General features: G+C 53.0%; 17 protein-coding genes. 12 read left to right on the top strand and 5 right to left on the bottom strand.

The features are described from left to right. The first annotated feature begins 34 nt into the window (after positions 1-34). From AC07T0_RS03460 to AC07T0_RS03410, 11 genes are all read left to right on the top strand, one after another. The gene (locus AC07T0_RS03460; protein WP_494999855.1) at positions 35-2,482 is read left to right on the top strand and encodes a glycosyltransferase; all 2,448 of its coding nucleotides are present in this window, start codon (positions 35-37) and stop codon (positions 2,480-2,482) included. A gap of 51 nt (positions 2,483-2,533) precedes the next feature. After that, complete coding sequence (locus tag AC07T0_RS03455) at positions 2,534-4,951, top strand: phospholipid carrier-dependent glycosyltransferase (protein WP_494999854.1); 2,418 nt, start codon at positions 2,534-2,536, stop codon at positions 4,949-4,951. Between the two features lie 3 nt (positions 4,952-4,954). Next, positions 4,955-5,977, top strand: coding sequence for a glycosyltransferase family 2 protein (locus tag AC07T0_RS03450; protein WP_494999853.1), 1,023 nt, complete (start codon positions 4,955-4,957; stop codon positions 5,975-5,977). 32 nt (positions 5,978-6,009) lie between these two features. Next, the gene (locus tag AC07T0_RS03445) at positions 6,010-6,765 is read left to right on the top strand and encodes a class I SAM-dependent methyltransferase (RefSeq protein WP_494999852.1); all 756 of its coding nucleotides are present in this window, start codon (positions 6,010-6,012) and stop codon (positions 6,763-6,765) included. Continuing rightward, complete coding sequence (locus AC07T0_RS03440) at positions 6,762-7,169, top strand: GtrA family protein (RefSeq protein WP_494999851.1); 408 nt, start codon at positions 6,762-6,764, stop codon at positions 7,167-7,169. The genes AC07T0_RS03445 and AC07T0_RS03440 overlap by 4 nt, the downstream gene beginning before the upstream one ends. Further along, entirely contained in the window at positions 7,166-8,455 is a 1,290-nt protein-coding gene (locus tag AC07T0_RS03435) for an NAD-dependent epimerase/dehydratase family protein (protein WP_494999850.1), read from the top strand. Before AC07T0_RS03440 ends, AC07T0_RS03435 begins: the two co-directional genes overlap by 4 nt. Then, positions 8,445-10,019 (top strand): FAD-dependent oxidoreductase, encoded by a 1,575-nt coding sequence (locus tag AC07T0_RS03430; protein ID WP_494999849.1) that lies wholly within the window; start codon positions 8,445-8,447, stop codon positions 10,017-10,019. Before AC07T0_RS03435 ends, AC07T0_RS03430 begins: the two co-directional genes overlap by 11 nt. Before the next feature lie 295 nt (positions 10,020-10,314). Continuing rightward, positions 10,315-11,424, top strand: a complete 1,110-nt coding sequence (gene wecB / locus AC07T0_RS03425) for a non-hydrolyzing UDP-N-acetylglucosamine 2-epimerase (RefSeq protein WP_494999848.1) — start codon at positions 10,315-10,317, stop codon at positions 11,422-11,424. After that, positions 11,415-12,554, top strand: a complete 1,140-nt coding sequence (locus AC07T0_RS03420) for a glycosyltransferase family protein (RefSeq protein WP_494999847.1) — start codon at positions 11,415-11,417, stop codon at positions 12,552-12,554. Before wecB ends, AC07T0_RS03420 begins: the two co-directional genes overlap by 10 nt. Positions 12,555-12,617: 63 nt before the next feature. Beyond that, complete coding sequence (cysC, locus tag AC07T0_RS03415; protein ID WP_494999846.1) at positions 12,618-13,217, top strand: adenylyl-sulfate kinase; 600 nt, start codon at positions 12,618-12,620, stop codon at positions 13,215-13,217. Between the two features lie 123 nt (positions 13,218-13,340). Next, entirely contained in the window at positions 13,341-14,465 is a 1,125-nt protein-coding gene (locus tag AC07T0_RS03410; RefSeq protein ID WP_494999845.1) for a DUF4915 domain-containing protein, read from the top strand. A gap of 24 nt (positions 14,466-14,489) precedes the next feature. On the opposite strand, the gene AC07T0_RS03405 is transcribed toward AC07T0_RS03410, so the two are convergent. After that, positions 14,490-15,581: a hypothetical protein gene (locus AC07T0_RS03405; RefSeq protein WP_494999844.1), complete on the bottom strand. Its 1,092-nt coding sequence runs from the start codon at positions 15,579-15,581 to the stop codon at positions 14,490-14,492. Next, positions 15,547-17,133, bottom strand: coding sequence for an MBOAT family O-acyltransferase (locus AC07T0_RS03400; RefSeq protein ID WP_494999843.1), 1,587 nt, complete (start codon positions 17,131-17,133; stop codon positions 15,547-15,549). The genes AC07T0_RS03405 and AC07T0_RS03400 overlap by 35 nt, the downstream gene beginning before the upstream one ends. Before the next feature lie 220 nt (positions 17,134-17,353). Here AC07T0_RS03400 and AC07T0_RS03395 point away from each other — a divergent pair, with 220 nt between their 5' ends. After that, positions 17,354-18,499 carry a hypothetical protein gene (locus AC07T0_RS03395; RefSeq protein WP_494999842.1) on the top strand — a complete coding sequence of 382 codons (1,146 nt, stop codon included), beginning with the start codon at positions 17,354-17,356 and terminating at the stop codon, positions 18,497-18,499. Positions 18,500-18,683: 184 nt separating this feature from the next. Here AC07T0_RS03395 and ihfB read toward each other — a convergent pair whose 3' ends face one another. The 3 genes from ihfB to rpsA all read right to left on the bottom strand — a co-directional run bounded on the left by ihfB (position 18,684) and on the right by rpsA (position 21,260). After that, a complete protein-coding gene (ihfB, locus tag AC07T0_RS03390; protein WP_121138149.1) occupies positions 18,684-18,977 on the bottom strand; it encodes an integration host factor subunit beta in 294 nt (97 codons plus the stop codon). A 122-nt stretch (positions 18,978-19,099) separates the two neighbouring features. Continuing rightward, entirely contained in the window at positions 19,100-19,381 is a 282-nt protein-coding gene (locus tag AC07T0_RS03385) for a hypothetical protein (RefSeq protein WP_494999841.1), read from the bottom strand. Between the two features lie 187 nt (positions 19,382-19,568). Then, complete coding sequence (gene rpsA, locus AC07T0_RS03380; protein WP_100939090.1) at positions 19,569-21,260, bottom strand: 30S ribosomal protein S1; 1,692 nt, start codon at positions 21,258-21,260, stop codon at positions 19,569-19,571. Positions 21,261-21,280 lie beyond the last annotated feature (20 nt).

Raw genomic sequence — 21,280 nt, 5'->3', positions numbered from 1 at the left:
AGATCGACCGTTTTGCCCACTGGGAAATGAAAGCATGGAACAGATTGATCGCCTTCTCGAACGTATCGACAGGCTGACTTGCGCGGTAGAGCGTAAATCAGGCGAAAACGCGCAATTGCTCAAGGGCATCGAAAGCCGCGACCAGGCCATTGACCAGCTCCGCGTCGAGAAAAAGCGGCTCGATGATTGCCTGTCAGAGTTGGCGCGGCTGGCTGGGCACATAGAGCACAGCCAGCAACAGGCGCAAGCGGCATCGCAGAAACTCAAGAAAACCGAGAGGCTGCTCCAGGAGCAAAAAGCTCAAGCCCAGGCGCTGTCGGAGCAAGTCGCCAACCTGCATCACCAACTCGCGTCAAAGCAAACCGAATTACTAAGTCTCTCAGACTGGGCAATCACCATGGACCGTGCGCCGCTACGCCATCTGGTATACAAGCTTCTGTTTAATTCAGCTCGTTTTGTCTACATCCATCTACCACTTGCACACAGCAAGAAGAGTAAATTGGCCCACAGGGTCCGCCGCTGGCTGAAAGGCAACGCCGGGGCAATGACTCAAAACCGACCGTTTTCAACGCTGATGGCGACACCCGCGAACAGCCCTGAAGCGGCGTTTTGTGAACCGCAGGCCACCGTCCTAATTTTTGGGGTCATTGACTGGCATTTTCGTATCCAGCGTCCACAGAACCTGGCCAAAGAGCTGGCACGAACCGGCCAGGTGACGTTCTACATTTCCAATCAATTCATTGATAACGACAGCCCCGGTTTCGAAGTTGAACCCCTTGAAGGCGTGAGTGGACTGTTCCAGATCAAATTGAATGTATTGGGCGCGCCGGCCATCTACCACGCTCCGCCCACCCGCACCGCGATAAAACAACTACGCCTGAGTCTGGCAGAGTTGATGCAGTGGGCAAACGTCGGGAGGGCGCACTGCATTGTCCAACACGCCTATTGGTTTCCGCTCGCAAGATGCGTTCCGAACTCCACCCTGATCTATGACTGCATGGACCATCACGAGGGGTTTGGCAATGTCGCCCAGGAACTACTGAACCTGGAAAAAACCTTGATGCGCCGGGCAGACCTGCTGGTTGCCACATCGACCTGGATCGAACAGCACGGCAAACGCGAAAACCAGAACGTCAGCGTGATACGCAATGCCGCGGAGTACAGCGCTTTCTGTCAACCGCCAGAGCGGATTTATCGGGATCCGCAAAACAGAAATATCATTGGCTACTACGGAGCGATCGCGGAGTGGTTCGACCTTCAACTGGTCAAACAGCTCGCCCAAGCCTTTCCCCAACACCTGTTACTGCTCATAGGCAGCGATACGGTCAATGCAAAAAAATACTTCAAGGACTGCCCGAACATTATCATGCAGGGCGAAGTTCCCTATGCATCCCTGCCGTATTATCTTCATGCGATGGATGTGTGCCTGCTGCCGTTCAAGATCATTCCCCTGACACTGGCGACCAACCCGGTGAAAGTGTATGAGTACCTGAGCGCCGGCAAGCCCGTGGTATCGGTCAAGCTACCGGAACTGGATCAGTTCGGTAACCTGGTCAACACCGCTGAAAACCCGACGGCGTTTATTGCCGCCGTTCGAAGCGTCTTGGAACAGCTCCCCGAAACCTCCTTGGCGCGCTTGGCTCGCCAGCAGTTTGCGCAAGCCCAGACCTGGGAACATCGAGCCATCGCCCTGCGTCAGGCGATCGACAGTTTACCTGCGCCAAAAGTCAGCGTCGTGGTACTGACCTACAACAACCTGGAGTTGACCAAGGCCTGCCTCAACAGCCTGGTAAACGAAAGCGACTACGCAAACCTCGAGATCATTGTCGTCGACAACAACTCCACTGATGACACACCGGCCTTTCTGAGCGAATGGGCCGAGGCCGGTCCCGACCGCATTACCATTCTCAACCAAGATAACAAAGGCTTCGCCGCCGGCAACAACCAGGGGTTGGCAACCGCCAATGGAGACTATCTGGTCATACTGAACAATGACACGATTGTAACGGCAGGCTGGATCAAGGGTCTGATGCGCCATCTGATCGATAATGAGGATATTGGTATTATCGGCCCCGTCACCAACAATATTGGCAATGAGGCGCGCATTACCACACGCTATACCCACCTGGCGGCCATGCACGCCGAGTCCAAGAGCATTACCCGCAAACACATGGGGCAGTGGTTCGAAATCAATACGCTGGCCTTTTTCTGCGTGATGATACCGCGCTCACACTATGAGCAAATCGGCGGTTTATGTGAAGATTATGGATTAGGCTTTTTCGAGGACGATGACTATTGTCGTCGTATTCAACAACAGGGGCTACGCGCCGTCTGTGCCGAAGATGTCTTTGTCCATCATCACCTGTCAGCATCTTTCAACAAACTCGGTGCAGAAACAAAACAGGCACTATTTGAAAAGAACAAGGCAATTTATGAAGGCAAGTGGGGAGCCTGGATCCCCCATCGATATCGTGATGCATGAAAATATGCATCCGCCAGCCCTTCTGAATCTGCTGCCTACAAGAGAGACCTCATGTTGTTTAGAACCCCCATCCAACGCCTGCTAATAACGGCTGTCGTATTAGCCACCATCGCAGTCAGCTGGCACGGCCTCTCAACCCTCAGCTACCCGGCAGTGGACAACAGCATACGTTTCGTATTGTTGTTTGCCTTGAGCACAGCAGTGCTTTCGGCGTTACGCAAGGTGTCGCCGCTGATAATCGGTGCTGGCTTGATCGTGGCCATCACCCTGGCTTGCGGCCAAGCGTGGCCCATGCTCGTGGTTCTTCTGTTCGGCCTGTCTTCAAGCGTCTTGGGCCATAAGATTCTGGGGCGCTGGAAAAACAGCGAATGGTCGGTGCGGCTACTGCTCGGTGGCGGGATACTAGGCACCCTCACGGGGCTGGCGGCGCACTTCCCCATCAACTACCCCGGGTCATATACAGCGTTATTATTACTGCCCTTTCTAGTAAACAGCCAACACGCAAAAGAGCTTATCCGCCAGTTTTACAATGAAGCCGTAAACTATCGCCCAGCCTCGATATCTTGCAACGCTCTGGATATCGCTGCCTGTAGCCTGGCGGGCCTGTATGTCACTATTGCCTTCATGCCGGAAATTGGCTATGACGCACTGACCATGCACCTGTTTATTCCCGCTCATCTGGCACAGCAACACCAGTGGGGCTTCAATGCAGAACTTTATGTATGGGCCCTATGGCCCATGCTCGGTGATTGGATATATAGCCTTGTGTACATGCTCGCCGGCGAAACGGCAGCACGTCTGATCAACACGAGTTTTATACTGCTCGTGGCCTGGCAAATTCGTGAATTCGTAATATGGGCAGGAGGCAGTGCTAATCAATCTCGATGGGCCGCACTTATTTTTTTATCGACACCCATCGTATTTGCCGAGAATAGCAGTTTATTTATTGAGTCGGTCTGGACAGCGTTCACCATGGCGGGGACGCTATCGCTATTGAAAGTCTCTAGCAGTACACCTGACGAGCAAGACAGGTATATCCATCTGATGCTGGCCGGCGCACTGCTGGGCTTTGCCCTTGCCGCAAAAGCCGTGACGTTCAGCGTACTGCCCATTCTCATGTTGGTACTTTTATTACAATCCAAAGCCTGGATGAAGTCGGGTTTGCGCCCCTATCTGCTCTTGGGGCTTTTCTGCTTTCTACTGGTAGGCGTCATACCTTACGCCTACTCCTGGTACTCAACTGGCAACCCGGTCTTTCCTTTTTTTAATACGCTATTCCACTCCCCTCTGTGGCCCAGCACCGACTTTCAGGCACCGACAGCTTTTGAAAAAGGGGTCTCATGGGACACGCTCTACAGCATGACATTCTCGTCCAACCGCTACATCGAAGGGAAAGTCGGGGCAGCAGGATTTCAGTGGCTACTCATACCTGCCGCGATCATGATTTTGCTGTGCCGAAATCATAAAAAGGCACTCGGTATTTTACTGATAGCCATCGGTGCACTGGTCATGACCTACCATTCCACCGCTTATTTACGCTATGTGCTGCCCTCTTTTGCCATGATCAGCGCAGCACTGGCACTGTCTTTCTCGGGCGCATCGTGGCGGGCAAAAGCCTCGAGCGCTACGGTTGGAGGCATGCTACTAATCCTCAACCTCTGGTTTATCCAATCATCCACTTATTACGGGCAGCTACTCCTCTCCCCCCTATTCAGCACAGAGGGGCGAGATATCTATTTAACAAATATCCGCCCCACCCGAAAAATTATTGAAATGGTGAATATACTCAACGGCGCACGGCAGCCAGTTGCCCTCTTTGCCAATCCCTACAGCGCCGGTTTGAAAGGTGATGCTCTTTACCCGTCATGGTATAACTTGAAGTGGAGCACTGAATATAATGCGACCACCACCGAAAGCGCATTGGCTGACGCTTTTCTGAAAAGAAATGTCGAGTGGTTGATTATAGAACCTTCGATGCTTAAAGCCGAAAAACTACAGGCGCTGCTTAATATTTCAATCCCCATAGCAAAAGTTGGAGACGTGGAACTGAGAAGACTCAATGATGCGTATCGATACACTCAGGAAACGTTGAAAAATAGTGACCTTTCAAACCTGGAAGGATGGAATCTAAGCGCCCCCTCGAACTATGACCCTATCAACAAAATTTTTAATGTTGATGTAAAAAGCCCGGCCACTCAAGCCGTCAGCATAGAGGCCGGACGAAGCTATAAAGCGATCATTTCCGCTCGCTGCTCGACACAATCTACAAAAGGGCGAATTCAAGTCAACTGGATTAACGCTCAAGGCATTTTTATCACAACAAACATAGAGACCTATGAGTGCAGCAACGATTGGGTCACTCACGAAATGATCGTGACCGCACCAAAAGATGCAACAACGGCAATCATTTACGCTTCCGGCCACACGGAAACGCCGCTGGCGTTCAAGTCCGTCTCATTTAGAAAGTAGACAATGACCTCCATACCCCCAAAAATAGAGTTTTTCAGCGACGAAGAACGTGTTGCGGTAGTCATTCCTTGCTTCAAGGTGGTCGCTCACATACTGGAGGTCATCCGTAGCATAGGTCCCGACATATGGCGTATCTATGTCGTGGATGATGCCTGTCCGGAGAGCTCCGGCGCCCATGTGACAATGCACGCCAGCGACCCCCGCGTCCACGTATTGACTCATGAGTTAAATAAAGGTGTTGGTGGCGCGGTAATGACCGGCTATGCCGCGGCCATTGGCGACGGCGCAAGTATCATTGTCAAAATCGATGGCGACGGTCAGATGGACCCGCGTTTAATTCCGCTATTCATTGACCCCATCCTGGCGGGAGAGGCCGACTACACGAAAGGCAATCGGTTTTTCGATCTGGAACAAGTACAATCCATGCCCAAGGTACGCCTCTTTGGCAATGCTGTACTTTCCTTGATAGCCAAACTATCCACCGGCTACTGGGACCTGTTCGACCCCACCAATGGCTATACCGCCATACATCGTGACGTGGCCAAGCTATTACCCTTCGACAGAATCAGTCAGCGTTATTTTTTTGAAACCGACATTCTTTTCCGTTTGAACACGTTGCGCGCCGTTGCGATTGATGTGCCAATGGAAGCAAAGTACGGAAATGAGGTCAGCAACCTTAAAATATCCAATATAATCGGAGAGTTCCTGTTCAAGCATGCACGAAATTTCACAAAACGAATTTTTTATAACTATTACCTGCGCAATATGTCGTTGGCATCCATAGAACTCCCGGTGGGTATCCTTTTGCTATTGTTTGGTATCCTGTTTGGGGGACATCACTGGCTACAATCACTCTCCGATGGCCTTCCGACATCTGCGGGCACGGTCATGCTGAGCGCCCTTCCGGTACTCACCGGAATACAATTGATCATGGCATTCCTCGGTTACGATATTGCGGCAGTACCGAGCCGACCAAGGCACCTCAAGCGACGTAGAGCACAAGCGACAGGCGGCAAAACCCAGTGAGTATTATCAGGAATTTTTTAACCGATCCCACCTTGAAAAAGCTGGATATCGACGGTGCTGAACGTCTGGATCTGCATCAAAAAGTGCTGCAGCAAAAACCCATGCTGCGAGAAGTATTTAGCGACTTCCATCGTACCTTCAAACAGCTGGCAGAACGCTACCTTTACGCTGAAGGACTGGAAATCGAACTCGGTGCAGGGATTGCCCCCATGCGAGAGTCCTACCCGGGGGTTCTGGCTACAGATATCGTTTTCTCGCCCTCTTTGGACAAAGTACTAAATGCAGAAGCGATGGATATCGAAGACCACTGCACCCGGGTTTTTTATGGACAAAATTGCTTTCATCACTTCCCCCACCCCGATCTTTTCTTTGCCGAACTCAATCGCACACTCAAGCCAGGCGGCGGCGCTATTTTGATCGAGCCATTCTACGGCCCATGCTCCAGATTTCTTTATAAAAGGCTCTTCAAATCTGAAGGCTTCGACCCGCATTATAACTCTTGGGAAACGCCAGTCAGCGGCCCCATGAACGGCGCGAACCAGGCACTTAGCTATATTGTTTTCGTACGAGACAGGGAAGAGTTCGAGCGCAAGCATCCTGGACTTGAGATTGCGCACATGGCGGTATGTAACAACTACATTCGTTACCTGACATCCGGTGGTTTGAACTTCAGGCAATTACTCCCCGATGCGCTGACACCAGCACTCAAACTTATTGAAAAACTACTTTACCCAGCACGCTATCTTTTCGCGCTACACCACATCATCGTCATCAGGAAAAAGCCTTGACCTTTCTCCGCTATGCCATCATCCAGGTTCTGGCCTACGCGCTGGATATGGGGGCCTTTATTTTTCTGGTCTTTATATTCAAGGATGAACTGGTACTCATGAATATCACTGGAAAAGTAATTGCCGGCATTTTTGCTTTTTTTCTACACCGTCACTTCACCTTCGAATCAACACAAGGTAGTAAAAAAACTCAAGCGCTGCGCTATTTCTCCCTACTGACCATCAATATCCCATTCTCATCAGCTATATTTACAATTGGCTTGCATTTCCTCGATCATCCGACGCTGGTCAAATTCATCTCAGACGTCCTTTGCGTGATGTTGACCTACTGGATAAGTAAGCTATTTATCTTTCGCCTTGGAGCGGCTGATCGCTCCAGCCCCAACAGGACTGGAGAGTCATGAGCGTGAAGCTTCTGATTACCGGGGCAACAGGCTATATCGGCCGAGAGCTGGTGGCCCAGGCAAGGCGTGAGGGAAGTCAGATCATCTGCGCGACACGAACAGCATGCCCCCCCGAATACACGTGGCTTGCTTATGACCTGCACGGCCCCGCACCCGATTTCCCAGCCGATGTCGACGCAGTCATCCACCTGGCAGCGGACACCTCGAAGAGTATCGACTCGTCCCTTGAGTACGAAATAGAAGCGGCCAGAAGCCTGCTCGATAAGACGCTCAAGGCAAATGCGAGATTTATCTTCATCTCCAGTCAGACCGCGAGTCCGACAGCCCCCAGCGCCTATGGCCAGATAAAATGGCGTATTGAACAAGAAGTATTGAAGTCTTCGGGGATTGTCATCAGGCCGGGCCAGGTTTATGGCGGCCCGGAACGGGGATTATTCGGTCTGTTGGTGAACCTGGTCAGGCGCGTTCCGGTCATCCCGGTGTTCTTGCCAACGGCCTGGGTACAACCGATTCACGTCGAAGACTTGACCAGCGCCATACTGAGTATTGCCAACCGTGATGATATCCAGGGAGAAATCATCAGCCTGGGAGCAATACAGCCGATACCGTTTACTCGTTTTCTCAAGTCGATTGCTGCTGACAGACTCAACAAGTTTCGTCTGCCACTCCCCCTGCCGACCGGCCTCATCAAGCTACTGGGATGGCTACTCGGCCGCTCCCTGAGCGAGAGATTCGGGCTTGATCGAGTGCTCTCGCTGATCAAACTCCCCTCCCTGCAGTGCGAAGAGTCCTTGCAACGAACCCATCTTGTACTCCGTCCTTTGGCACAAGGCATGCACGGTGGGGGTCATAATAAACGCAGGCATCTACTTCGAGAGGGGACTACTCTCTTGAGCTATCTGCTCAAGACGGCCCCGAAACCCAGCTTGGTGCGACGTTACGTCTACGCCTTAGAACGCGCGGGCAAACGTGAAAGGCTGTTTTGTTCAAGCTTGATAGCACGCTGGCCGATACTGCTGGGGCTGCTGGACAACCCTGCCAACCTTCGACACCCACAAAACCAGGAACTTGCGTTGCGCCTGCAATATGCAATCCAGATTGCCGAGGCCAGTCCACAAGGCGCGCGAGTGTTTTTAGATCCCCAGCAACAGGGTGGGGCCCTGAGGGCGTTGTCTGCACTGGCAATAACGGCTTTCAAGGAACTCGTCTGGCGCTTGTTCGCAATGCTCTGTAAACCCTTTGCCCGTCAACTATTTATGGGAAGCGAGAGCAGGCGTGAAAGATAAATTCGACGTCATTATCGTAGGCAGCGGCCCAGCGGGAACCTCGGCCGCCTATCCACTCGTCCAATCCGGGTTGCGAGTGCTCATGGTGGACGCCCAGTGTGCATCTGACTCACCCGCGGCCCCGGATAGCCCATATATTCTCAATAGAGAACGCAATGAGCAGCAGTGGAAATGGATGATTGGCGAACGCTTTCATGCGTTTGAAAAGCTGGAGGCTGTTTCACCCAAGCTGAGAACGCCAACCCACGCTTATGTATTCGACAACTACAACACGGCCAACCTTATCCGCGCACAGGGTTTCATCGTGGTCGGTTCACTGGCCACCGGCGGTCTATCCAACGCCTGGGGATGCGGGGTTGCACGTCTTTCTGCCAGCGAATTCTCCGGTCTGCCCATTCCATACGAAGAAATGGAAAAATCGTATGAAACGGTCTCTCGGCGGATGGGCATCAGTGGCAATGCAGACGATGATCTTTCTGACTACTTCGGCCTTGACGAGTGGTCGCAGCCAGCTCTGCCCTTGGATAAACTCCATAAACGGCTCTATCAAAACTACAGCAAGCTCCAGGCACGCCTGCCAACGTCGGGCTTTCGTCTTGGCCGCTCAAGGGTGGCGGTTTTAAGCAAGGACCTGGATGGGCGAAAAGCCTGCGACTCACTGGGTAACTGTCTGTGGGGCTGTCACAACCAATCCCTCTACAGCGCCTCCCAGGAACTTTCAAAGCTCAAGCAATATCCTGGTTTTCAACACAGACAGGGAATGCTGGTGCATGATTTTTTCAAAAGCGACGATTTATGGACAATCACGGATAAACACGCCACCCAACAATTTTCTGGGCGACGCTTGCTACTGGCGGCAGGCACACTGGCGTCTACGCGATTAACGCTCAAGCGGCTTGGACACACATCACCTCTACCGCTGCTCTCCTCCCCCACTGCCGCTTTTCTCCTGTGGCTGCCGAGAATGCTCGGAACGCCAAGAGTCTCAACATTTGGCCTGGGTCAACTCTCCTTCGCGCTCGATCTTACAGCCGATATCACTGCTTTTGGCTCGACGTTCAGCACGACAGGTCTTCCCATCTCCGAGTTTGTCAGCCGACTGCCCATGAGCAAACGCTACAGCATTGAACTGTTGAAAAATCTGCTCAGCTCTTGCCTGGTAGGCAACCTGTTCTTGCCTGGCCACCTATCTGACAACACCGTAGAACTGGGGAACGATGGCGCTTTATTGGTCAAAGGAAAAGAACGGCAAGAGACAGTTTCGATCATGAACATGGCGCAGGAAAAATTACGCAAACACTATTTAAAAATGGGCGCCCTGTTAATGCCGATGAGTTTCAGTATTGGGAAGCCCGGAGCGGATATCCACTATGCAGGAACACTTCCGATGCACGCAACCCCTCAAGCAGGGCACACCAATATATTAGGTGAAGTGGCTGGCCTTCCCGGTGTCCATTTGATAGATGGTTCTTGCCTGCCAAAAATCACGGAAAAGTCTCACACACTCACTATTATGGCCAACGCTGATCGAATCGGACGAAAGCTGGCTTTAGTGCCATATTAAACAGGCGTAAAGATCTGTTATGCTTTATGGATAAATAACGCCACCCTGCCGACAGCAGCTAAGAGGCCGTCAACATAAGGGACGACGAATGTTAAATACAAGCAGGCGCGCGCGGCGCAGAGCTTTTGGGTATTTATGGTCGTCGCTATGACAGAGACCCTGCCCCAACGCCTCGGAGGGTACCGCTTGATGTTCAGTCCTGCTAAAGCGCCAGCAAGATTTTAGTCCGATAGCCTGCCCCTTTGTACAACGCACCTCAGCAACTCGCCATACGCATAACAGGATCGATAAAGTAATGACTCAGAAGGTACTCTGCATTATCGGTACACGTCCTGAGGCCATTAAAATGGCTCCAGTCATCAAAGCATTGCAAGCAGAAGCCAGCATCAACTGCCGAGTCCTCGCCACGGCCCAGCATCGCCATCTGCTGGACCAGGTCCTCGGGGTTTTTGACATTATTCCGGATCTGGACCTGGACATCATGCGTCCCAACCAATCCTTGGCAACATTGACCGCACGCCTGCTGGAAGGGCTCGATAAGGTACTGCTTGCCGAAAAGCCAGATGTCGTACTGGCTCAAGGCGATACCACGACGGTCATGGGGGCCGCACTGGCTTGCTTCTATCAACGCATTCCATTTGGACATATTGAGGCCGGATTGCGCACTGCCGACCTGTACAACCCATTCCCCGAGGAAGCGAACCGGGTCATCGTTGGCAAGCTGGCACGCTGGCATTTTGCGCCAACTCGGGGAGCCGTGGAGAACCTGTCGAAGGAGGGTATTGCCGCGACGGCGATCACCATGACAGGAAACACCGTCATCGACGCCTTATTGATAGCGGCAGCCAAGCCTCTTGCCCTTGATATGGAACTGGACGAGAGCAGACGCCTGGTGCTGGTGACCGCCCACCGTCGCGAGAACTTCGGCGAACCCTTCCGCTCGATATGCCAGGCACTCAAGACGATCGCTGAAAGAAACACCGATGTTCAGATACTTTACCCTGTGCACCCCAATCCCAACGTCAAGGATGTCGCTTACGAAATACTGGGCCAGACGCCCAACCTTATTCTTTGTGAGCCCCTGGACTATGCACAGTTCGTCGCAGCCATGAAACGCGCCTATTTGATCATCAGTGACTCCGGTGGTGTCCAGGAGGAAGCTCCGGCCCTCGGTAAACCCGTACTGGTGCTGCGGGAGGAAACCGAGCGCCCCGAAGCCGTCGAGCTCGGGGTGGTAAAACTGGTCGGTGCCGCTCAGCAGAACATCATCGGACAGGCTCAGCGATTGCTTGACGATCCCGCGGCCTATAGAGCCATGGCACGAGGCGTTTCGCCTTACGGGGATGGCCTCGCGGCCGGACGTATCGTCGAGGTTCTGGTACGGCATTTCCAAACATGCGCATGATCTATCTTTCCCCTGTCCCCTGGGCCAGCTTCAGCCAGCGCTCGCATCACTTCGTGGCTTGGTATCACGAGCAAACACAGGCGGAGGTACTGTGGATAGACCCTTATCCCACGAGACTGCCAAGACACTCTGATTTCAGACGCAGCCCCACTGTTCCAAGCGAAAAAGAGGTGCTGTTTCCTCAATGGCTTAAGGTCGTCAAGCCCAAGTTCCTGCCCATCGAGCCTATTCCGGGCTCGGGCTTGCTGCAAACGCTACTCTGGCGTGAGGTCATCAAGAAAGCCCTGGTCTTCGCTGCGCAAGATTCCTGCATGATTTGCGTCGGCAAACCTTCGGCACTTGCGCTGCTGCTACTTGAGTGCCTGCCCGAAAGCTATTCGGTTTACGATGCCATGGACGATTTTCCGGCCTTCTATCAAGGGCTATCTCGTCGCTCCATGGCCGCTTGCGAGCGATTGCTTGTAGAACGGGTATCGAAAATCCTGGTTTCCTCCACCGCCATCAGTAAAACGTTGGGTGCCCTGGCCGACAAGGTGGAGTTGGCAATGAATGCTTGTGACATACAGAAACTGGCCCCCATCGAATCGCTGGTGCTGGATACCAAACAACAATTGCTGGGCTATGTGGGAACGATTGGTAGCTGGTTCGACTGGGACCTGACCATCGCGTTGGCACAAGCCAACCCTGAAAACCGGATTCAACTGATTGGCCCCATATTTACCCGCCCTTCTTGTCCGCTACCCGGAAATATCGAATTATTACCTGAACGCCCCCATGCCGAGGCCATTGCCGCCATGGCGACGTTTTCGGTCGGTTTGATCCCATTCAAGCTCAATCGCCTGACAGCATCCGTCGATCCGATCAAATACTACGAGTACCGCTCGCTTGGCCTACCGGTGATCTCCACTCGCTTCGGTGAAATGGCATGGCGCGATGAGGAGACAGCGGTATGGTTGATCGATGAACATAGTGATCTGCGCCAGACGAGCCGGCAAGCGCTTGGCTATCGCTGCGACTTTTCAAGGATCCAGGCGTTTCGCCAGGAAAATCTGTGGAGCACACGCTTTTCATCAACCCGCCTGCTCTCAGATGCCCGTGCAGGTAGCCCCCTGCCTCAGGTCACTGACTGATTGCAGTATCTTGCCACCTGGCCGATATAAAATTTCATAACGTGTTCAACGGACCGCTCCTTTATGACCAACGCACAACCTCCACTTGTGATGTGGCACGCCAGTCAGGTGACAGAAAAAGACCGCCAGCAGTTGCTGGGGCAGAAGCCGATCACACTCTGGTTGACCGGCTTGAGCGCCTCGGGGAAATCGACCCTGGCCTTTGCATTGGAACGGCGCCTGCTGGATAAGGGGCAACTGTCTTTCGTTCTCGATGGCGATAATGTTCGCCATGGCCTTAATAGCAATTTGGGCTTCAGCGCCGAGGATCGCGCGGAAAATATCCGCCGCGTGGCAGAAGTGGCGAAATTGATGAACGATGCGGGGCTCATCGTCATCGCAGCCTTTATTTCCCCTTTCACCCAGGATCGCGCACTGGCCCGAACAATTATTGGCGCCGAGCACTTTCGCGAAGTCCATGTCAGTACCTCATTGGGGGTCTGCGAATCCCGTGACCCGAAAGGTATGTACAACAAGGCCAGATCGGGCAGCCTACCGAATTTCACCGGCATTTCTTCACCTTATGAAGCCCCCGAACAGCCACACTTGAGCATCGACACCCACAACGTGAGCCTGGGTGCCGGGGTGGATCAATTGCTTGCCTTGATCGAGCGCCCCTATTAGTCAGCTCTGCCGCTATCTGAACAAGGACGTGTAGGTAAACACCGTCGTTCGCGATCACTTTAGAAATCCAGAAGTGCTCGATGACAGCATTTTCGTCATTTTTGGTTGCAGGTACCGAAACGCATGCACTACCTATTTGATAATTTACTGGTTTCCTCGCCCAATGGAGGTGGGCTTTTATTTATTCATCGGGACCAGGCATTCCATCTGGACACGATCAACACCACGGGCATCAGCCTGAACGGGAGTACTCTACTAAGAGGTTTACAACCCCAAGGGTTGGTGCTTTATAAAAATCATCACGTTGAACAACACGATGTTCCTGACATTCATGATATTCATGATGTCCTGATCGCGGAGCCCTTCCTTTACACCGTCGGCACTACGGCCAATGAAATTCTGCAACTGGATGAACAGGTAAAAGAGGTTCGTCGCTGGACATTTGCTGGGGGACAAGATGCGAAACACCTCAACTGCCTGACACTCTGGAATCAACGTATCGTCTTTTGTGCCTTTGGTGATTTCACCGAGCCTCGTCAGTACAAGGGCAATACCGAACTAGCCGGTTTTGTTCAGGACCTGCACACCGGCGAACGTCTTATCAATGGTCTCTCACAGCCTCATAGCCTGTGCTCCGTAGGCGAGCACTTGTTACTGGCCAACTCCGAAAGCAAAGAGTTACGTGAATATGACCGCCGCGGACTACTCTTGCGAAGCAAGGTCCTGAAAGGTTATACCCGTGGCATTTGCGTGCAGAATGGCAAGATCTATATAGGACTGAGTCGCTCACGAAATATTGACAGCGATGGCTTGTCAAGCGCCCGCCTGGTCGCACTGGACAGTCAATCCTGGCAAGAGCTGGGCTATATTGACTTACCCGTGCCGGAGGTTTATTCGATTCATGGAATCGAAAACCCGGATGTTGTGCCTGCCTTGCTGGCAGGTATCAGCCAACATGCATCGACCCTGTACCAACACTCGATAAACGAGCGCGACATTAAACTTCAGACGCTCGCAGAATGTAGCGCACAACAGGAACGGCTCATTGCATCACTTGCACAACAACTCAACCAGCAAAATGAACAGCATCATCATGCCTTCTCTCTGTTGGCGGAGCGGGATGCGGAGCTGACGACAATGAGCCAGCGGTACGAGGAAGTCCGCCATCAATACGGGCAACTTCTAAGCAGCAACTCCTGGCTTCTGACCCAGCCGATAAGAAATATCCGTCGTTGGTTGAGATGGTAGACGAGCGTCTTCAAGGCCTCTGAGTCAGGGGCAGCCCTTTTCTGACGAAGTGCTCGTCGCACAAAAGAGCTGCTCGAACAAGAGTTTGCTCAAACGAGCATTACCCTTGATCCCAACATGGTCATGGTCGGCGATCTCATCATCCGCAAAGCCGAGCTCGTTCATATACAAGGTTCGAGCCCCTGTCTCACGCTCGATAATGCCATGCGGAATTCGCAGGTGCTCCAGGGGGGCAGCCTCAACGACGAAGATCGGTGTCTTGTTTTCCATCCTGACCCTATCGGCCAGACCATTCAAAAAGCGCAACACCGCAGGTTGCAAATCCGCCGCCTGCTGATCACGCCAAGTGACTTGCGCCTGTCTCGCCGGGTAGTTGTCAGGAATAATCAAACCATCACCATTGCGGAAGACCGCGACCCAACGCCGACTGTAGCGCAACAACATAAGCCCCCGCGCATCCTCACAAAGCCCCAAGCCTCGGGCAGCCTGAAGTTCGTTGAGCGGTGAGCGCCTGCTATTTTCATTACAGGGGTCATAATGTACATCGGGAAAGGTTTCACTGAACAATGCATTGATCGGCAAGGGCTCAAGCCACTCAATGAGAGATAACCCCTGCAAACAGGCCGGCGCCTGCTCCGCATAGAATGCCATGTCCGTCAACGTCCATCGCAGCGGGCAGCCTACAGCGCCGAGAAGAATCTCGGCGGGAATACTGATCACTACGGTTTTTTCAGCCGCTTTGGCTGCCTGCCGCACCATAAACGGAAAGTCCCAGGGCAGAATGCCTGGCGTTCCCAGGTTAAATACGCGATGCCCGTTTTGCTTGAAGTACTCGGTATTGAAGTGATTTTGTACTCTGGAAGAGCCTACCAACACCACTTCTGGCGCCGACTCCTGGGTATCCAGCAATAGCCCTTTCCAGACTTTACCTTCCTGCCAAAAACCTCGCTGAATAAGCAGTTTTGCAAATTCCACGCTGAACAGGTTAGCCAGAATCGTCAAAAGAGCCGCTATCGCAAGGAGCCATAGAACCGAACGTCGAAAACGGATGTAAAGAGCTGGCGCCAAAGGAGTAATCACTTCAGTAATGATAATAGTTAAATGGGCTTGGCGCATTGGACAGTACGCGCAACAAGGTCAATGCCAATAAACAGGACAGTATGAGCAGCCAGCCAATACCCGGTGTGACCAAGGGTAAACCCGCTATCCGCACGCCGGATAGTTTGGGGATCGTGCCCTGACGAAGTAAATTCGTCGAATCAAGCATGGGCCGATAACGCCCCAATAGCTGCATGGAATTAGGTGCAAACAAGCAGATCGACCAGGCCAGGAAAATCAGGCCCAGCGCCTCGATGGTTCCCGGCAGTGCCGATAGACTGTCAGGTGGGCTCATCCCCAGCAGGACCGCGGTGCCATTCAACCAGGTGGGGTGAAAACTCGAGGGCAGAACAACCTCCTGGGTACTACCGCCAAAACCGAACAAGGCGACCAGCACCTCCCATGCGCCCCCGAGTGTCTGCGTCTGAAAAATACATCCCAGGCAAATCAACAGCAGTTGAGTCTGCCCCCAACTCAATAACCGCCTTCCCGCCGGCAGATTGCGCGGTGGCGGGGTACGGAACACCAGGCGACGGGCATGTTGGTAAGTCACAATGGCTCCGTGCAATGTCCCCCAGAGCAGATAGTTGAACGTAGCACCGTGCCAGAAACCAGCAACGATCATCGTTAGGGGCAACGCTGCCAGATGTCGCCAGATCACCAATCGCTTTCCCGCCAAAGGACGAAATACGTGTTCACGGATGAACTGTGTCACCGTGATATTCCAGCGATTCCAGAACTCATCCATGCTCACCGCCTTCAACGGCGAATAGAAATTCAACGGAAGGCGTATACCGACGATCAACGCCAATCCACATGCCATATCGGAATAGCCGGAAAAGTCGAAATAGAAATTCAGGAAACCGGCCAGTGCGGCGATCCATGCGTTGAGCATATCCAATGCTTGCCCGCTGTCTGCGAGGCCGAAAAGACGGTGCGAATACGCTCCCAATGGATCGGCCAACAAGACTTTCTTGCTTAAACCAATAATAAACAGACTGGTTCCCGCAAACACATTGGCGGAACGCAACGCAAAGGTACGCGGCCAATTGAGCTGTTTAAGCATATCCCGATGGCGGACCAGAGGGCCGGCGACAAGGTGCGGAAAGAAACAAATGACAAACGTGTAATCCGCCGCTTTGGCCTTGCTCCCCGTGCGGTAGAGCGACACCAGGTAGGCTATTTGCTGAAAGGTAAAAAAAGAAATCCCCAGTGGCAGTGGGCGCTCGACAGGAACAGGCAGTCTCTGCCATTCGAGGCTCAGCAGGCTCAGGGCGTTTGAACCGACCTTGAACCAGATCAACAACAGCAAATTCGCACAGATACCAATGCCCAACAGCATAGCCCGCTGGTGCCCTTGCACTTTTGACAGCCCTTCCCCTATCACCCAGTTTGTACAAAGGGACAATAGCAACACCGGTATATCGGCTGGGTTCCACAATGCATAGAAGCCCAAGGACGCGAAAATCAGGAAATACTTGGGAGGCTGAGTACCCAACCGGTGAAGCAGGAGTGTGATGACGAGTACAAGGGAGGCAAGCGCCATAAAAGGCAGGCTGTTAAACAACATATACAGTCTCTGAAATCGGATGTTTGACGCCAATAAACCGAATACCGACCACTCTCACTTCGTCGATCTTTTCCAGCATAAAAGCAAGATGCCACTATCGCCTATTTGCCATATCGAATCTATGGAATAGACTGCTTCATATGGCCCGATAGATAATTTTTTTGCATGGATGCGAAGCATAGACCCTATTCATAAAAATACGTCGCCCGGGGATTCCTAGATGGTTGGTACCGAAAATGTTGTTCGTGAAGGCGCAAGCCCCCACGATTTTTTCAGTTATTTACGCAAACACGTCCTGCCCATCCGCCCCTCCCAGTACGATCTGTCCAATACCTGCAACCTGGTTTGCGAGGGCTGCCTGTTCTTCGCCGGCTCCGACCATGAAGGCCATGTCCCGATCACGGATCTGGAGCAGATCGATCGTTTTTTTGCAAAGGAGGCAGCTCGTGGCATCAACTATGCGGAAGTAGCCGGCGCTGAACCCTCACTGGTGGAAAGCAAGCTGGTGGTGATGGCTCGCCACATACCACACGGGGTTATTTACACCAACGGCACCAAAAAGCTGACAAAGGAACTGAATTACCGGCTGCAGATCTCGTTATGGGGCCTTCCCGAAGAAAGCGCCAAGCTGAGGGGGGCGGATATTTTTGCCAAGCAGGTGCGTAACTATGGCAACGATCCCAGGGCTATTTTCGTTTTTACCATTACCCGGCAAAACCTGACCAATATTCCCGAAATAGCCAGGCTCTGTGCCGACAAAGGTTTACGTCTGAGCTTCAATCATTACAGCCCGACAAGCGACTACCTGAATCGCCTGCACGAAGATCAGCCGGACCGCACAGACTATTTCCGCTTCAGCCAGGGCGACGACAATCTACTCCTCGGCCCCGATGAGCTCGCACGCTCACAGGCATTGATCGCGGAGGCCATGGAGAATTACCCCCACTCAATCCTCTACAATCATGACTTCAACAAGTGGGTGCATAAGCCGGACGGGTTGTACGATATCGATCCCGCCACGGGCAATGCTACCAACTGCGCAGCCCGCGTCACCTCCCACTACCGGCACTTTCATGTGGACCTGCAGGACGCCGGAGAAGTCAAATGCTGCACGCCCAACATCGATTGCCGCGCTTGCCGGCTCTACGCACAGTCCCTGGGAAGCGCGTTGCAAAGACAGACCGGCCGAACACGCAAAGGCGCTGACTTCGAGGCCTGGATGCAGTTGTGGCGGCTCTGGCATCTGTTGTTCTGGGGAGAACTCCCGGCCGAATTTGCTCAGGATGATATGACGAAGAGTCGTTTTTTGTCCGTGCGAACGTTGGACAGCTCTTTTGAGCAACAACGAAAATCGATAGTCGGCTGACGGCAAACAGCCAGTTGATCGGATCGCGGCAGGAATGGCAGTCATCTGCCTCCTCGCGCAGATCCGTATCTGCGGAATTACCGTATACAGTTCCTGCCTTGGATGTTGACGCCGAATTGAGTGATGGGAGAAGAATGTATCGGCGACTCACACCGACAGGGGATGAATATCCTCCCGTTGTGACTCACCCCTCTTCCTCATCCTCATTCACCCGATCCCTCAGTTCCTTCCCCGGCTTGAAATGCGGTACGAACTTCCCATCCAGACTCACCGACTGCCCGGTCTTGGGGTTTCGCCCGACCCGCGGAGCGCGGTAGTGCAACGAAAAACTGCCGAACCCGCGGATCTCGATGCGGTCGCCGGTTGCCAGGCATTGGGACATTTGCTCAAGCATGGTCTTGATGGCCAGCTCCACATCCTTGGATGAAAGCAGCCCCTGATGGGTGACAATTCGTTCGATCAGCTCCGACTTCGTCATATTTTTCCCTTCTTTTTCAAGCAGCTAGGAAAGTACTTCGAAGGTTTTAGCATGAGCGGAGGGTTTTGAACAGCCCATCTATTGACTTATCTGCACGCAGAAGAAACGAAGGACAGGATCACCTAATTACAAATCACCAGCATGGTGCGCGTGACAGCACCGGCCGGATTCCAACCGAAAAGATACCCATCCCCCTCATCCTTGGCATCACTGGACCGGGTGACGACCTTATAGCCCTGAGCCTTGCACTCCCGGGCCGCCCGCTTGTAGCACTTGTCCCAATCCGACCCAAGCCCCGAGCAGTCGATCGCGATACCGCTCACACCATGCCTGGCGTGAGTCCTCGACTGGGTGATACACCCCGCAAGCAACAACAACGCGAGGACAACCATTAGCTTGCTCATTCCTTTCCTTACTCACGCGCCCCTTGAACCGCTCACGGAGCATAAATCCATCGATCCTGACGACAAACGTTTTTACACCGATAAATAAGACCATCACCACCCCGAATTCGTTTCAGATTTTGAACGTCAAATTGCGGGCACAAAAAAGGGCGACCGAAGTCGCCCTTTTTCTATGGTCTGACAGAACTTAGTTCTGTTTTTCCATCTGTGCACGCAGCAGAGCACCGAGAGTGGTGTCGACTGGAGCATCCGAAGCAGCTGGCTTGTCGCGCAGGCTCTGGATGGCTTCTTTTTCGTCTTCAACGTCTTTCGACTTGATCGACAGCTGGATCACGCGGCTCTTGCGGTCAACGCTGATGATCTTGGCTTCTACTTCTTCGCCTTCTTTCAGAACGTTGCGCGCGTCTTCAACGCGGTCACGGCTGATTTCGGAGGCTTTCAGAGTCGCTTCGATATCGTCGGCCAGAACGATGATGGCGCCTTTGGCGTCAACTTCTTTCACGATGCCTTTAACGATGGCGCCTTTGTCGTTAACCGAGACGTACTCGGAGAACGGATCGCTTTCCAGCTGCTTGATACCCAGGGAGATGCGCTCGCGCTCTGGGTCAACCGACAGGATAACGGTGTCCAACTCGTCGCCCTTCTTGAAACGACGTACGGCTTCTTCGCCCACTTCGTTCCAGGAGATGTCGGACAGGTGAACCAGACCGTCGATGCCGCCGTCCAGACCAATGAAGATACCGAAATCGGTGATCGACTTGATGGTGCCGGAGATCTTGTCGCCCTTGTTGAACTGGCCAGAGAAGTCTTCCCATGGGTTCGACTTGCACTGCTTGATGCCCAGGGAGATACGACGACGCTCTTCGTCGATGTCCAGAACCATGACTTCCACTTCGTCGCCGACTTGTACGACTTTCGAAGGGTGGATGTTCTTGTTGGTCCAGTCCATTTCGGAAACGTGTACCAGACCTTCAACGCCTTCTTCCAGCTCAGCGAAGCAGCCGTAGTCGGTCAGGTTGGTAACACGAGCGGTGACGCGAGTGCTTTCTGGGTAACGGGCTTTGATAGCGACCCATGGATCTTCACCCAGTTGCTTGAGGCCCAGGGAAACACGATTGCGTTCGCGATCGTACTTCAGAACCTTGACATCGATCTCGTCGCCAACGTTGACGATTTCCGATGGATGCTTGATGCGCTTCCAAGCCATGTCGGTGATGTGCAGCAGGCCATCGACGCCACCCAGATCGACGAATGCGCCGTAATCGGTGAGGTTCTTGACGATACCTTTGACTTGCTGACCTTCCTGCAGGGATTCCAGCAGAGCTTCACGCTCGGCGGAGTTCTCGGCTTCCAGGACGCTGCGACGGGAAACGACAACGTTGTTGCGCTTCTGGTCGAGCTTGATGACCTTGAACTCGAGCTCTTTGCCTTCCAGGTGCGTGGTGTCGCGCACTGGACGGACGTCAACCAGAGAACCTGGCAGGAACGCACGGATGCCGTTAACGTCGACAGTGAAGCCGCCTTTAACCTTACCGTTGATAACGCCCTTGACCACTTCTTCGGCTGCGAAGGCTGCTTCCAGAACGATCCAGCATTCAGCGCGCTTGGCTTTTTCACGGGACAGCTTGGTTTCACCAAAGCCGTCTTCAACCGAATCCAGCGCCACGTGAACTTCATCACCGACGTTGATGTTCAGCTCGCCAGCATCGTTGTAGAACTGTTCCAGCGGGATCAGAGCTTCAGACTTCAGACCGGCGTGGACAGTGACCCAACGAGCTTGGTAATCGATATCAACGATAACACCGGTGATGATCGAACCAGCCTGAAGATTAAGGGTCTTCAAGCTCTCTTCAAAGAGTTCCGCAAAGCTTTCGCTCATTTTAATTCCTGTTGATAAGG

The sequence above is a fragment of the Pseudomonas sp. GW821-FHT04D07 genome (assembly GCF_059420225.1).
Note: the sequence above shows the minus strand (reverse complement) of the source record. Positions and strands in the feature narration are given on the sequence as shown.